This is a genomic window from Candidatus Methanoperedens sp. (genome assembly GCA_012026795.1).
Taxonomy (GTDB): domain Archaea; phylum Halobacteriota; class Methanosarcinia; order Methanosarcinales; family Methanoperedenaceae; genus Methanoperedens.
This window is the reverse complement of record VEPM01000006.1, coordinates 44,093-57,721: the sequence shown is the minus strand read 5'-3', so window position 1 is coordinate 57,721 and position 13,629 is coordinate 44,093. Positions and strand designations below refer to the sequence as shown.

General features: G+C 38.6%; 18 protein-coding genes. 10 read left to right on the top strand and 8 right to left on the bottom strand.

The window, feature by feature from the left end; translation table 11 throughout:
• Positions 1 to 51: 51 nt before the first annotated feature.
• Entirely contained in the window at positions 52 to 1,746 is a 1,695-nt protein-coding gene (locus FIB07_02165) for a hypothetical protein (protein NJD51651.1), read from the top strand.
• 6 nt (positions 1,747 to 1,752) lie between these two features.
• Here the strand turns inward: FIB07_02165 and FIB07_02160 are convergent, their stop codons facing one another.
• From FIB07_02160 to FIB07_02125, 8 genes are all read right to left on the bottom strand, one after another.
• Positions 1,753 to 2,733: a hypothetical protein gene (locus FIB07_02160; GenBank protein NJD51650.1), complete on the bottom strand. Its 981-nt coding sequence runs from the start codon at positions 2,731 to 2,733 to the stop codon at positions 1,753 to 1,755.
• 43 nt (positions 2,734 to 2,776) lie between these two features.
• Positions 2,777 to 3,415, bottom strand: a complete 639-nt coding sequence (locus FIB07_02155) for a flavodoxin family protein (GenBank protein NJD51649.1) — start codon at positions 3,413 to 3,415, stop codon at positions 2,777 to 2,779.
• Complete coding sequence (locus FIB07_02150; GenBank protein ID NJD51648.1) at positions 3,403 to 4,143, bottom strand: flavodoxin family protein; 741 nt, start codon at positions 4,141 to 4,143, stop codon at positions 3,403 to 3,405. Before FIB07_02150 ends, FIB07_02155 begins: the two co-directional genes overlap by 13 nt.
• 39 nt (positions 4,144 to 4,182) lie before the next feature.
• Entirely contained in the window at positions 4,183 to 4,422 is a 240-nt protein-coding gene (locus FIB07_02145; GenBank protein ID NJD51647.1) for a hypothetical protein, read from the bottom strand.
• Positions 4,423 to 4,804: 382 nt separating this feature from the next.
• On the bottom strand, positions 4,805 to 5,386 hold the full coding sequence (locus FIB07_02140; GenBank protein ID NJD51646.1) for a hypothetical protein: 582 nt from the start codon (positions 5,384 to 5,386) through the stop codon (positions 4,805 to 4,807).
• A gap of 26 nt (positions 5,387 to 5,412) precedes the next feature.
• Positions 5,413 to 5,901: a matrixin family metalloprotease gene (locus tag FIB07_02135; protein ID NJD51645.1), complete on the bottom strand. Its 489-nt coding sequence runs from the start codon at positions 5,899 to 5,901 to the stop codon at positions 5,413 to 5,415.
• A gap of 566 nt (positions 5,902 to 6,467) precedes the next feature.
• A complete protein-coding gene (locus FIB07_02130; GenBank protein ID NJD51644.1) occupies positions 6,468 to 6,878 on the bottom strand; it encodes a hypothetical protein in 411 nt (136 codons plus the stop codon).
• Positions 6,879 to 6,908: 30 nt separating this feature from the next.
• Positions 6,909 to 7,973 carry a hypothetical protein gene (locus tag FIB07_02125; protein NJD51643.1) on the bottom strand — a complete coding sequence of 355 codons (1,065 nt, stop codon included), beginning with the start codon at positions 7,971 to 7,973 and terminating at the stop codon, positions 6,909 to 6,911.
• Between the two features lie 359 nt (positions 7,974 to 8,332).
• On the opposite strand from FIB07_02125, the gene FIB07_02120 reads away from it, so the two are divergent.
• The 9 genes from FIB07_02120 to FIB07_02080 all read left to right on the top strand — a co-directional run bounded on the left by FIB07_02120 (position 8,333) and on the right by FIB07_02080 (position 13,605).
• Entirely contained in the window at positions 8,333 to 8,767 is a 435-nt protein-coding gene (locus FIB07_02120; protein ID NJD51642.1) for a hypothetical protein, read from the top strand.
• Positions 8,703 to 9,503, top strand: a complete 801-nt coding sequence (locus tag FIB07_02115) for a winged helix-turn-helix transcriptional regulator (GenBank protein NJD51641.1) — start codon at positions 8,703 to 8,705, stop codon at positions 9,501 to 9,503. The genes FIB07_02120 and FIB07_02115 overlap by 65 nt, the downstream gene beginning before the upstream one ends.
• 130 nt (positions 9,504 to 9,633) lie before the next feature.
• Positions 9,634 to 10,386: a winged helix-turn-helix transcriptional regulator gene (locus FIB07_02110; GenBank protein NJD51640.1), complete on the top strand. Its 753-nt coding sequence runs from the start codon at positions 9,634 to 9,636 to the stop codon at positions 10,384 to 10,386.
• Positions 10,387 to 10,419: 33 nt separating this feature from the next.
• Positions 10,420 to 10,815 carry a TrmB family transcriptional regulator gene (locus tag FIB07_02105; protein ID NJD51639.1) on the top strand — a complete coding sequence of 132 codons (396 nt, stop codon included), beginning with the start codon at positions 10,420 to 10,422 and terminating at the stop codon, positions 10,813 to 10,815.
• Between the two features lie 78 nt (positions 10,816 to 10,893).
• Positions 10,894 to 11,331 carry a hypothetical protein gene (locus tag FIB07_02100; protein NJD51638.1) on the top strand — a complete coding sequence of 146 codons (438 nt, stop codon included), beginning with the start codon at positions 10,894 to 10,896 and terminating at the stop codon, positions 11,329 to 11,331.
• A gap of 39 nt (positions 11,332 to 11,370) precedes the next feature.
• Complete coding sequence (locus FIB07_02095; protein ID NJD51637.1) at positions 11,371 to 11,814, top strand: hypothetical protein; 444 nt, start codon at positions 11,371 to 11,373, stop codon at positions 11,812 to 11,814.
• Between the two features lie 112 nt (positions 11,815 to 11,926).
• Positions 11,927 to 12,025, top strand: a complete 99-nt coding sequence (locus tag FIB07_02090; GenBank protein ID NJD51636.1) for a hypothetical protein — start codon at positions 11,927 to 11,929, stop codon at positions 12,023 to 12,025.
• A gap of 218 nt (positions 12,026 to 12,243) precedes the next feature.
• Positions 12,244 to 12,738: a hypothetical protein gene (locus tag FIB07_02085; GenBank protein ID NJD51635.1), complete on the top strand. Its 495-nt coding sequence runs from the start codon at positions 12,244 to 12,246 to the stop codon at positions 12,736 to 12,738.
• 228 nt (positions 12,739 to 12,966) lie between these two features.
• On the top strand, positions 12,967 to 13,605 hold the full coding sequence (locus FIB07_02080) for a hypothetical protein (protein ID NJD51634.1): 639 nt from the start codon (positions 12,967 to 12,969) through the stop codon (positions 13,603 to 13,605).
• Positions 13,606 to 13,629 lie beyond the last annotated feature (24 nt).

Here is a 13,629-nt window from a genome sequence, read left to right as displayed (position 1 = left end):
ACTTTTTTTTTCAGGCGAAGGTTTAATATATAAGTTACTATTATCATAGTAATGATGAGATTGGCCTACAAATTATTATTGTTATTTTTGTTGGCAGGAATATCGATATCATGCGCCTCTGCATCACCCGATCAGGTAGTAATTAATTCTGCAGACTGGCAGGATGTTTACCTTGGCACACATTATGCAGGTTTTAATGATATAAAATCTATTTTTCTCATAAGCAGTGAACATGCATCAATAGTTCCTCAAACACTGGATACAACAAAAAAAAACATACTGCTTGTGGAATCCGATAAAGCACCTTTTGCTTTCAACTATAAGACAAACCTTGAAGGCGCCGGCTTTACTGTTGATGAAATAATTGCTTCAGGAACAACTCTTAATATAGAGCTTGCTAAAAGGGCAAACACAAGCAGTTTCATAGTCGTAGATGATGTATCCGGATATAATGCTATTTCTGTTGCGCCTTATGCTGCCCAGGAAAAATTTTTCGTCCTTTTTGGCAATAAAAAAAATATTGATGAATTATACTTCTTCCTGAAATCCAATGGTGTAAGCAGGATGATAATTTATGGCTTTCTGGATATAGAGGTCAAAAACAAACTGGCCGAATTCAAACCAGAAGTGATCAATAACGGATCAAGGTTTGATAATAACATTGACCTGTTGAAACGATACAAAAGCATCAAGCAGCTAACCCTTACAAACGGGGAATTTATTGAAGGAGGAATCATGTCAGGAAAAGAACCCGTGCTTTTAATAGGAAAAGAAAGAGTTCCTGACAGGGTTGTTGGATATATAAAAGAAAGCGGCATAAAAAGAGGTCTTGTCATCGGGACCGAACTATCAGGTCTTGCATATCAGTTAAAACAGGCAACAAATATGACTATTTTTGTAAAGTTCGGACAGGGATTAACAAACGGTGGTGGCTCCTCCGAAGTTAAATCGCTTGATATGTTCCCTCTTCCGAAATATAAGCTTGCAATTGATATTAATTCAGTTAAATATAATCGTGCTACAAAGGATCTTGAAGTGACTTATGAAAATACGGAAAATACGGGAGTATATTTAAGGTCATCGATCGAAATATTATCAAAAGGTGTGAGAATAACCACTCTTGGTGACAGGGAACCTGCCTATGTGGATAGCAACAGTATGGTGACTCTGGCCTATAAAGCAGAATTGAACGGCCAGAACCTGACTGCGAAATTCACAACAATGTTCGGTGAAGTTCCAGGATCGTTTGAACGTGTCCTTTACAAGGAAATGAACATTGAGATGATAGATATACCGGATAGTTCATCGCTTAATATTTCAGAGGTTTCCTATGACAAAAAAGCTCATAAGTTAAAGGTGAGGATCACAAATACGGGTGCGGTTAGCGTATATGCAAAGACCCAGGTAAAGTTCCTGGTATATGGTGAGGAAACAATAAAGGTCCAGGATAAACCAATGCTCCTTGAAGCGGGAGCTTCAAAGGATGCGGTTTTTATTACAACCCTGAGCGACACGAATATTGAAGAGAATCCCCATATCAATGTCCGCGTAAATTACGGCCAGAGAGAATCCGCACTGGTAAAAGTAATTGAAGGGAATTATCCTCTCCAGATAGCAAGAGATTATGTTATCCCGATACTTGTATTAGTCCTGATAATAGTAGCAGTAATGTTCCAGATGCACAAGAAGAAAAAACTTGGGAATTATATAAAAAAATTGAAACAAAAAATACCTGATCAAAATTAAATTCTGTCATCGGTTAAGTCCACCAGTCATCCCTGAACCGATATCTGTTGATTTGAGGTTAATTGTTATAATTATTTTTCCGATAACGATGAAAATAACAACACCAATTGTTACCTGTAAGGGATATAACAGAAGCATTTCTCTGGGAATAATAGTCGGCAACAATGATATCGCTGCGGCAGGAGGAAAGACAAATTGCATCCGATGGAATAAAAAGAGAATCCATATAACAATGCATCCAGCTGTAATCCATAAAGGCCAGTTTAATAAAAAGTGAGTCACTTCAACCCAAAGTATCCCTGAAATGGATGCAAACAAAAGCAACAAGAGAAGATGTACCGGCTTTTGACAGACCTGACCGCAAGGATTGGCAAATTCAATAAATGTAACGATTAAGGGTGGTGATATAATATAAATCCATTTTGATTGAAAAGCAATTATTAAAACAAAAACAACCCCGAAAAAAAGCATTAACAGGTGAATATTTGTCATTGCTTCCCAGGGTTCTCGCTCCTCTTTATTTAAATCGGAAGCTAAACGGGCTGCTGAATGCTCGCTAAACTGAAAACGATTCAACAAACCTCTGCTGGCAACGATGCATCCTGAAAATATGAAGACAGAAAGCGGATAATAAAAACTGTCGAAATTTAAAAAAATCGGAAGAATGGCGGCTGATATCGATGGTAAAACGTTCGAACGCAACAGGTATAACTGCAAGCCGACAAGTAGAAAAGTAAAAGCAATTAGGATTTCCGGGTTATAAGGCAGAAAGTGAAGTATTCCTACACCGGTTATTGCAGCTAAAGTGGGCGACAAACATAAATAAAGAGGTTTATCTGCAAATGGTGAATTCTCTATCAACCAGGCCACAATGATTAAAGTGGCAATTTCAGGAAAAATAATTTCTTCGCCAACAGTCGCAGATGCTACAAAGAACATAACAACTACTAACAAAACTGCAGCAAGTGGCATTATCATTCTTTTCATTTTATACTTCTATACCGATGTGAAATCCATTATGGAACCTCGCTTATTTTCCTGCAAGCATCTCCCTGATTTTTTGTCCTATTTCTTTTGCTTTCTCAATGACATCATTTTGACTTTCTATTGATATATATTTATCCTTTGATGGCACAGCTCCTTTGCCGAACAACAGCCGAACTCCACTAATCCCGCAGGTGTCCCCATATCCGCATGAAAGGCAGGCGATGTTTCCTGTTCCGCTTACTTTCCCGATTACATTCATCCCTTCCATTTGCATAAAAGCAGCGATCTGGTCAGCAGCATGGTCCACGCTTGGTATTCCCCGCCCGACCCCGACTGCTACTGCCGCCCCAATTTTACCTTTATTGAGCATTCTTTGATGATGCATGGAGTACATACGCTCAGTCAGCATTTTTGTTCTTGAGTCAAGAGTGCCATAGGTAGGATAGCCGCCAATAACAAGAGCCTTACATTCTTTGATCTTATTTTCAATGGTATGCCAGTCATCCTTCTGCCTGCAAATGTTATCCCTGGCGCAGCCAAGGCATGCCCTGCATGGATGGATATCGTATTCTGAAAGTTTAATGAATTCGTAATCAAGACCCGTAGCTTCAAGAACTGTTTTGACCAGCCTGTCTGTATTGCTGTTTTTTACAGGGCTTCCGCTTATTCCTAACACTTGCATTCTAAATCGCCTGCTGTTTTACTTTTGTTCTTTATCCTCTCTTTAATGAGCCTCCCGATTCTTTCTGCTTCTGCCATAACTTCGGGTTCATCCTTCACAGACCTGTAGCTTTTCAGGAATTTAGCAGAGCCGTGTGTATACGGCTTGTTATCATGGAGGATTTCAAGATACCCCTTATATGCTTCTTCAACACCCAAATCCATACCAGTCAGTTCTTTCGAGTATGCATTCCAGACCGTATAATTGCATGTCTCACCCGGACCGCATACGAAACAACATGGAGTTCCTTTTGCCGTCATGCTTCCCACGATCTCCATACCTCCTGCGCGAAGGGCGTTTCCCAGCCATTCACCAACCATTTTTTCAGCAGCCACACCGACAGCGACTGTTGCAGCAAACTTATCTGCTGTCAGGAGTTTTATGTGCCTTTTTGAATATAGCCTCTCTATGAATGCCTTTGTAAAAGCGCTTGCTGCGCCGTAGAATGTTGATGAACCGACAACGATAGCATCAGCTTCCATTACCTTTTTGGAAAGCCACTTAAAATCATCATTGATTATGCATTCATTTGTCCGGACACATTTCATACAGGCGATGCAGGGACCTACTTTTATAGACGAGAGCTTGATAAACTCGGTCTGTGCTCCCGTAGCTTCAAGTATTGCTTTTACCAGCGTGTCTGTGTTGCTGTTCTTTGTCGGACTGCCGCTTATTCCTATAACTTTCATATAATAGACCTCTCTAATTTGAGATAAAATAAACAGGGCTTAGAGCCCTGCTCTTTCAACGATTATGTCCGCAACCTTTTTTGCGTTCCTAAAAGGAAAATCGCTTGCTTTCAGCAGTTTTCCTGCCTGGCCTGCCGTTACTTCAAGGCCACCCGCCTTGCATGTTGTATTTGCACCGTTTGGGAATGCCGCCAGGAGTTGTTCCGGCGTCTTTATCGGGAACTTTGCGCCTGCAAGTCCTCCGACGATCTGCGCATGAATCTCTTCTTTTACGCTCATGATTTTTCCTCAGTTATTGCCTTTATCTCACCTGCTGTTCTGGATATCGGGCAGCCGCTGGCATGTTTTTCACATTTGAAACATGCGCTTTTGACGGCATCTAACGACTTCTGTGCTTCTTCTTTTGTTACTTTTTTGTTTGTGTATTTCCATTCAGGCATTTAATTCACCTCAAAACCATATTGGCAGGTTATTGACATATACTTAGCCGTCATAAAACTATACAAACTACATTTTAATATACAAACATGACCTTTAAGGTTGTGAGGGAAACCTTGCAATAGAAATCTTATAATCTTGGTGATGCCCCCCACCCAGACACATTTCTAATAAAATAAAAAAAGCAACCCAGAGGGTTGCTATTACTTGCTATTAAAATCCATTAAGGTTGTTTCTGTTCTTTAATAATTTTTTGTCTCCATTCCTCTGGAGATATCTCTTGTGCGAATGCTTTCTTAAACCTTTCTCGCTTATTTTGCTGGTCTGTTTGATCCGTGATAGGAAGATCTCCGTAAGCAGGTACAAGAGTATACCATTTATCGATATCATTAACTCCAGCGGCAAACAAATAAGTTTTACTTGGTTCCAAAAGCTTGTCCCCCTCGATAAGAATCAACTGATTCTCGCCATTTTTCTTTTCATAGCCGCCATATTGACTCACTTTGATTATTCCATTGAGGTTTCCTTTTATATTCTCTAAAACCTCAACATTAAACTGAGTTTGTGGCGAAAAACCGCTTGCTTTGCCTGCTGGTACACTGTTTGGTTTATTGCCAGTTTGAGCAATAACCTTTCCAATGAACACATTGTCTACAGAGCCTACTAATGCGCTATCATTAGTAACATCCACCATATAATCAACCTGAGCATAGCTGATTTTGTCTGTTTGTGAGAACCAAAAACCTGTGGCGATTAAACCTGCCATTACTGCGAAAATAATACCAATTTTAATTTTTGTTATCATATATATCATTTCCTTTTTGTATATTTTTATGGATATAGCGTATTGTAATCCTGAATATCGTGTGACCCTAATTGTGTTAATGAATATTGTCCTTGAACCATTACATTGGGATAGTAACTGTGATTAAGTCCAAGTGCATGACCCAATTCATGTGTAGCGGTTTTTTTCTGTTCGCTAGTTGTAAATTGGTCAAATCGATATTGATTAAATTTAATATCATCGCTACCAAGCGGATTATACCAATAATAAGCGAAAGCTGAATTAGTACTTGAATCATAATAATCCCCATATGTAACATCTTCATATGTCCAAATCGTATCCGGTGCAATATTTACTTTACCAAGGGCATTCCATGTACTAAATGAATGACTTTGTGCTGTGGTATATTGTGTACTTCCACCGTAGCGAATTTCCATATTATCTACGGCACTATGACCAAGGAAATGTGCGGATGCTGTGATAGCTAATGTTAGGATGACAATCGCTAAGAATAGACTTTTATCCAATTGTTTCATAATTATCCTTTTCTCCCACTTTGGTAGTTAACTGTTCCAAATTTCATATTTGTTTTCATATTTTCCTCTATATTTCTCCGGAGGCAAAACCAAGCAAGTCTTTAATACATTTGAAGTACTAACCTTATTTTGCCTTCGGGCGATGTCCGGGGTTTAACCATTCTTTGGTAAGTTCAGTTGAACCCCGCACGATTTCTTAAAAGTATTAGATGCTTATATAATTTCTATGACAACTGTTTGCATATGATCCCGTTCATATCGTATTCAGGGCTTCCTTCGTTTTTGCTTGCTCTCCTGTTCATTTGCAAATTCGAATTCGAGCATAATTTTGTGTATGGTGTGAGAGGTATTCTTATTTTGCATCGAGCAAATATCGTTTTTTCTTGATACAATGCATTTTGCCTGAACCATCTTGGTGTGATGCCCAGATACTTGGCTGCCAATTCCTGTGAAATGCTTCCGAATCATAATCCTTCAAATATACTTTTAGTTTCCGTTTGTTCTTGATTTTGACCACATATATGACATTTATTTAGAATGAGGAAGTTTTTTTGGGAAAAGATACTTCATACAACCGTTTGCGCTATATAAATAGGGTCTTTACTTCCTGAAATATTTTCATTATATAGCCATATGGAAACCCCAGATTTACCAACACCTACTTCCGCTTTATATGTCTTTTCAATCTTATCATCTAAAGCAACTTTAAAAGTATATTCTCCATTCTTCTCTGTTATTTTAGGAGAAAATATAGGCTCATCTTTCGGATTTACCTCATATGTTTCTTTAAATAAAGATTTATTAACAGAATCAAATATTTCTACCGTAACTAAATGTTTGTTAATATCATTGTTATGTATAGAGAAACGCAGCGGTTCCATACCCGGTGAAACTAATAATCCAATGAGATAAATGCTTGTTATTACAATTAATGCAATAATCCCTAAGCCTATGAGTATTTTATTTATTGTTCTCATTTTTCCTCTCTAAAAAAAATGGGATAGATTTTAACTACCCCAAACATTTTCATTTACAATTCCCCTGTCTACAGTATCCCATATATTGGTTCCCCAGTATGCCCATTCGTAATTCATTATGCACTCTGGATGCTCCCATGACCAAGTTCCTCTATCGGGTGCATTAAATAAATGGGAAATTTCATGCTGGACAATGCTGTCGTGAGGCCAATCAAGATTGCCTACAACAGTATCAGCGGCTAAGGCAAAGAAACCGTCTAAATCTGCTAGTCCATTATGATTCACGTCGTGCGCCCATCCCAACACAATATCATTAGCTTGTGTTCGCATCCAGGCTGTATCTTGAACAAGATCAGCATGTGCCGCGTAAGCATCTGTTGCTGGTGAAACATCACTTGCATCCCAATAATTCCAGAACCATGACTCACTCATAGTTACGCCAAAGTTTGTATTAAATCGGGATAATGCAGCAGTGGTATCAGAAGTAATTGGTTCTGTTGGCTTATGTGCAGAATCCTTTGCTACATGGATAATCACATCTATATTCCCATTTATAGCGTGGGGACCTGTAGTAGGACCACCAAGAATGCCTATTAAAGGCTCTGTATCTGTTCCATTCTTTAAATCTATCTTTTTGCTCTTAACGAGTTTCTTTACTTCTTCCTTTGGAAGAGGTTGGCCATTTACAACTTCCACTTTTGGATTTGCAGGGTCTACACCATATTTATTTATATATCCTTGTCTTGCACTTTCTTCAAATGCAATTGCTTCTTTAATGCTGATTACTTTATCGTAATCCACCCCTTCCTTGAATCCCTCTGGTGGTTTACCTGTTTCAGTTGCTATAACTCTGGTATTTCCGTACAATATTGTCCCTTCCAGAAAGTTAGGTAATTTATTTTCTGCAAACTTTATATCATTTTCTGTTATGTTATATTTTGAGTGCAGATTTTTTAATTCTTCTGGTGGAAATACTGCGCCAGTAATTTTTTGATCATTTACTCCTTGCGCGCCTATTGCTGGCACAATTATAAGGCTTACTACCAGCAATGCCGCAAGTAGCGCGCCTAATTGCATTTCTTTAGTTCTTTTCATGTTCTTTTTCACCTCTTATTTTTTATCCCATGAGGCAAAACCAGGCAAGTCTTTAATACATTTGAAGCACTAACCTTATTTTGCCTTCGGGCGATGTCCGGGGTTTAACCATTCTTTGGTAAGTTCAGTTGAACCCCGCACGATTTCTTAAAAGTATTAGATGCTTATATAATTTCTATGAAAACCACATAACTGATTCGGTTTGCAAATTGATTCAGTGAAATAAAGCAGTAGAAACGTTTGGTTGATTGATAACTCATGCATCGAACTTCAATCATTCAGGGTAGTCCAAAATCAGTTAGGTGATTTTCATAGAAAACCCATATACTCCTTTGCTGTTATACCCTTTCGGTGATAACATGAAATGGTTAATTGGTTTATTTATGGTTGCAGCGTTGTTGTCTGTGCCAGTGGTATCAGCAAAAAATACAACAGAATACACAGTGCGTCCCTCAAGCGGTGAAATACCGCCAGTATCTATCCAGACATATGATTCTTTAACACAGGGTCAGACTAAAACATACTATACAAATGTGGGAAGCAGTGTAAACTGGCTTGAAGTTGACCTGAACTGGGGAGACAAAACCGATTCCCTCTCGCTGACCATATACACGCCCGGCAGCAGCCGCATTGGAACTTATTATGATTCAAGCGATGGAATAATTGACGGCAGGATACATATTGATATTGTTCCAGGTCAGGGTTATGTAGAAGCAGGACAATGGAAGTATGAGGCATATGGAGTATCAGTCGTTGGAACGGAAGACTACAACTTTAACGTATATCAGCATTAGACTGAATACATTCCTCCTTTGCTTTTTCTTTTTGCTATCGGTCTCTACAGCTTTAGCCACCGAGTACACGGTACGTCCCTCCCAGAGCGATAAATCGGGCGCTCCGGTAGCAGGTGAGGAAGTGCATGAGATCGAAGTCAAACCTATTCCTTACTGGCTTTTTCTTATTCTGTTGGGTTTTACTAATATAACCTCTTCTCCGGAAACTTTTTTTCTAATCAGGTTTTTTCCCATCCTTGGTGGCTATAAGAGATTAAACAGCTCAAATATTTTGGAAAATATGAACAGGGAAAAACTATATGGTTTTATTAAATCCTTCCCTGGAAGTTATTTCAGCGAGATAATAAAAGAAACAGGATTGAACAAAGGATCGGTCGAATACCACCTGAAAATGATGGAAACAGAAAAAATGATAGAATCATACAAAACAAACGGAAAACTTCGCTATTTTCTGAACAACTCTACTTATAATAAAGAAGAACTGACAGTAATTTCTGCGCTGAAGAATGATACTCATAGAAGGATTATTTTAGGGATACTTGGTAATCAAAATATAAATCATAAAACCCTTGCAGAAGGAATCGGAGTTTCTTCATCGACACTTACACAACATATTAAACATCTGAAAGAGCAGGGGATTGTTAAAGCTGATACAGATGGCAGGTACACAATTTACAGCATCAATTCCAATTACTTCGATTCATTGCAGGAATATTTGAACAACACATCCTCATAAACTCAGAAAGAAAAAAAAACCAGACCTTATAGTGCCATAGAACTATACCAACTACATTTTAATATACAAATATGACCTTTAAGGTTGTAATGGAAACCTTTTTAGCCTGATAAGACAAAACAACTTCTAAATGGCAAATAAAAAGGAGGACTCTTACAAAGAGATCCTCGAAATAAAAAAGAAACTGCATGAAATACATACTGACATGAAGCGGTTTGTAGAGCAATCAAGCCAGCAGCATCTTGAACATGTTCTTTCGGGTTCCCGCGCTAATTTTACGAATGCGATCATCGGGCATGTTCTTGATGATATCGAGGGCGGTCTTGAAAGTAATATGGTCAAAAGATGCGATATGCGGGAGACATGTAAATCAAACTTCACCGGATTCCTTCAAAAGAATGCAAACCTGATAAAGCAGGATGAGGTTCATGAAGATGTTATTTTGAAAAACCAGTCGGATTTAAACAATATGAGGAGCAATGCCCCATCGAAGCAGTGCGAAAAATGTTTTTCAAATGTACAGGCACTTTTCGGAAAACAGGTCGATCTGATGAGGTCAATGCAAATCTATGACACAGATACAAAACAAAAGCAAAATATATCAGTATTACCTGACGAACTAATTGTTAATGACATACTTGAGCCGCTATCCAACAGACAGCGCCTGCAAATCCTGAAAGCAATAGCAATAGAGACAAAAACCTTTTCAGCGCTTTCCGAACTTACAGGACTTCGCGGGGGAAATTTACTGTTCCATCTGCAAAAACTGGTTGACAGCGCAATGATCTTACAGCGCCATGAGCGCGGAGATTATATGATAACGGACAAGGGTTTCAAGGTATTAAGAAGTATAGGCGATATGTATTCGGTATTGAACCCCTGAAGTTATACATGGTTTCCGGGAAAAAGGTAAAATATGAATTCATTGAATAATGTAAATCCGACCGGGTTCCAGACAGTGGAAGAACTTATGATGACCCCGGCGCCTAAATTCAATGATGTTATGCGCTGCGTTTTTAAGATAAAGGATTATGAAATAGATGTATATTTTTATCTTCTTGACCATCCCGGATCAGCTATTGCTGAAGTTTCAGAGTCTCTTAAAAAAGATAGGAGTTCTATCCAGCGCTCACTTCAGACATTGATGGACAAAAGTATGATCAAACGAAAATTCAGGGTACTGGGCGCAGGCGGGTTTACTTATATTTACAATGCTGTGCCTATTGAGGAAACAAAACTTATAATGAACAGGGAACTTAATGTATGGTACCGGATGATGGGACAGCTTGTAACGAATTTTGAAAAGCGATGATCGGGTGTGCTTATTTTACTCACTACTTCGCTGGATATTACTGGTATAACCTCAGATAGTGTTTGAGGTAATAAAAATATGAACAATAAAATAATAGCCATTGCACTGGTTTCCTTAATAATAGGAGCCGGTGCCGGCTATGTAATAAATAGAATGAACGTGAATGAAAAAATTTCTGAAAAACAGGCCGAAATAAATTCCCTGAGCTCTGAGATAGAATCTCTCCAGGCAGCGTCCGCGCCGCTTGAGAAAGATGCCGGCCTGTGGAGGCAGCTCAGGGCAACTTATACAGACAAAGCGCCTCCTGATATGCCGGACCACCTGGTGAAAATGCTATCCGACGGCAAGATACTTTTCATCCATCTGGATGGTCCCGTTGATACCGCCAGGAATATCCTCTGGATCGGAGACGGCATACCTGGAAAATTCATTAAAGCCGACCAGCCCAAAGGAGAAGGATATGTTCACTTTTCCGGTATTGATACAAAATTCATGCCCACTTCGCCACCTGAGTAATGCTGCCTGCTTTCCAGGCAGTTATTTTTAAAGGTATTTATGTTAGACAATATAATTAAAGTTTTAAAAAATAAGTCGTATCTGGCTGTTGCTTTGATCTCTATCGCAGTTATGATCTGCATTTATGCAGTATTCACAAACCTGACAATGGGGACACAAATAAATCCCGGCAACGGTTTTTTGACTATTGTTATGGCAGTCCTTTCAGGAATTTACCAGACCATGTTCATATATAACCAGAGGGAGATGGGATTTAAGAAGCATGAAAAAACAGGCATTGCAGGAATGTTCATAGGTTTTTTTACATCGGCATGTCCTGTTTGTACACCCCTGCTGGTATCGCTCCTGGGAATATCGGCGCCGCTGGCTTTCATTTTAAGCAAGAACCTGTGGCTTGAAATAGCTTCTATCATGCTGCTTTTATTTGCCTTATTTAAACTCTCAGAAAGCATGAACAAATGCTCACTGGGAAGGTGCGAGTAATATACCTGTAATCGGATGTGCTTATTAAGCTCACAACCTGAAGAGGGTTATTATCTACAAGGCAAATATAGAATTTGTCTGAAAAAGACACTTAAAACGGAGGTATAAAAATATGACAGGTTGTTGCACACCAAAAAAGACAACTGCGCCGAATGACGCATGTCCGTGCGGATCCAGAAAGAAATTCAAGGATTGCTGCGGAAAGAAATAAAGGAACAGTGAGTAAATAAAGGAACAAGGTGATATTTAATGTCAAAGATGTGTTCGATGGAAGGCTGTAAGACTTCCGAAGGAATGTGCATTCACGAAAAAATGATGGCTGTAATAATAATGGTTGCCATTGTAGCGATTGCAGTAAAAGTACTGAATGTGTTATAAAGAAGGCAGATATTCTGCCTTCTCATAATAAAAAAAGCCGGAGGAAAATAAATGAAAAGTTGCTGCTGTGAAATTTGTGATATAAAAGAGAAAGGAACTTCTATTTGCCCGGAATGCGGCAACACGGGAAAACCGGTTATGGAAATAACATTAAGAAGTATGGTCAAAGAACCAGTGTTTGCATCTATCGAAAATCCGGATGGGTTCTATTTTTGTGAGACACCAACCTGTGAAGTTGTCTATTTCAATAATGAGCAACAGGCTTGTTTGCATAAACAGGATGTAAAAGTCAGGGTTGGCATAAAAGAAAAGGAAAATCCTGTTCAAGTGTGTTATTGTTTTGGATGGACAAAGGAGAGGATTTTTGAGCAGATCAGGCAGCTGGGATATAGTACAGCTGTCCGGGAAATAACTGCAAAAATAAAAGCCGATGAGTGTACCTGTGATAAAAAAAATCCATCTGGAAGATGCTGCCTCGGCGAAGTTAATAAAGCAATCAAAAGTGGGCAGGAGATATACGGAATAAAGAAAAATCAGAGCCTATAGCCTTAACCCTTAATGCCAGGTTCTTCTTTCCCCTGGCCCAGAGACATTTTCAAGTTGATTTCATTTTTTATTGAAATCATTATAACCATAATACTTATATAATTGCCAATGAATAATATTATATATCTTGTACGCATTTTATTAATATAACTCTGCTAAACATATAAGTTTAGAAAGTTAAGCTTGGGCTTTCTGAAAAGGTGTGTAAACATATAAAATGGAGTGACATTGACAGGTTTGCCAATAAAAACATTCAAAAATTTAGTAATAAAAATAATATTGATAATAATTCTTTATATATCGATTGTAGCAGGTGAATCAGGTATCCAGGCCAACGGTGGATATATAACCCGGAACGATTTTGCAGTGAAATCTTATACAGAACACTGGCTGGGATTTTATGGTGTTATCACAAATAATACGATGACTGTCGAAAGTTTTGACGTGAATAATATAACTCCACATATTTTTTCAGGTATATCCGTACACAGCGGTGATTATCTGGTTATAACGACTTCACCTTCGCCCCCTGACATTTCCGGTTTGAAAGCAGGTAATACTGCATCAATTGATGAAATAACAGGTCCGGGCGATGATTCAGGTTCAAATACCTTCACATATTCTTCTACCTACCGGATACCTTCTTCAGGAGCTGTGCTTGTTGATGTACCATCAATTTACATATTAGATAGCATGGGGCATTATTCCATGGAAGCATTACTTGCAGATATTAATGGAGATCCGGTATTTGCCGTTCCCGTAGAACCCGGTTCCGGTGAAAATAATGAAACATATTATTTTCAATTTATGTTGCCTGGTAATAGCAGACTTAATTATTATTTATTTTACCTACAATCAGGCATATAATAAAATTTCTTAATTGATCAAGAG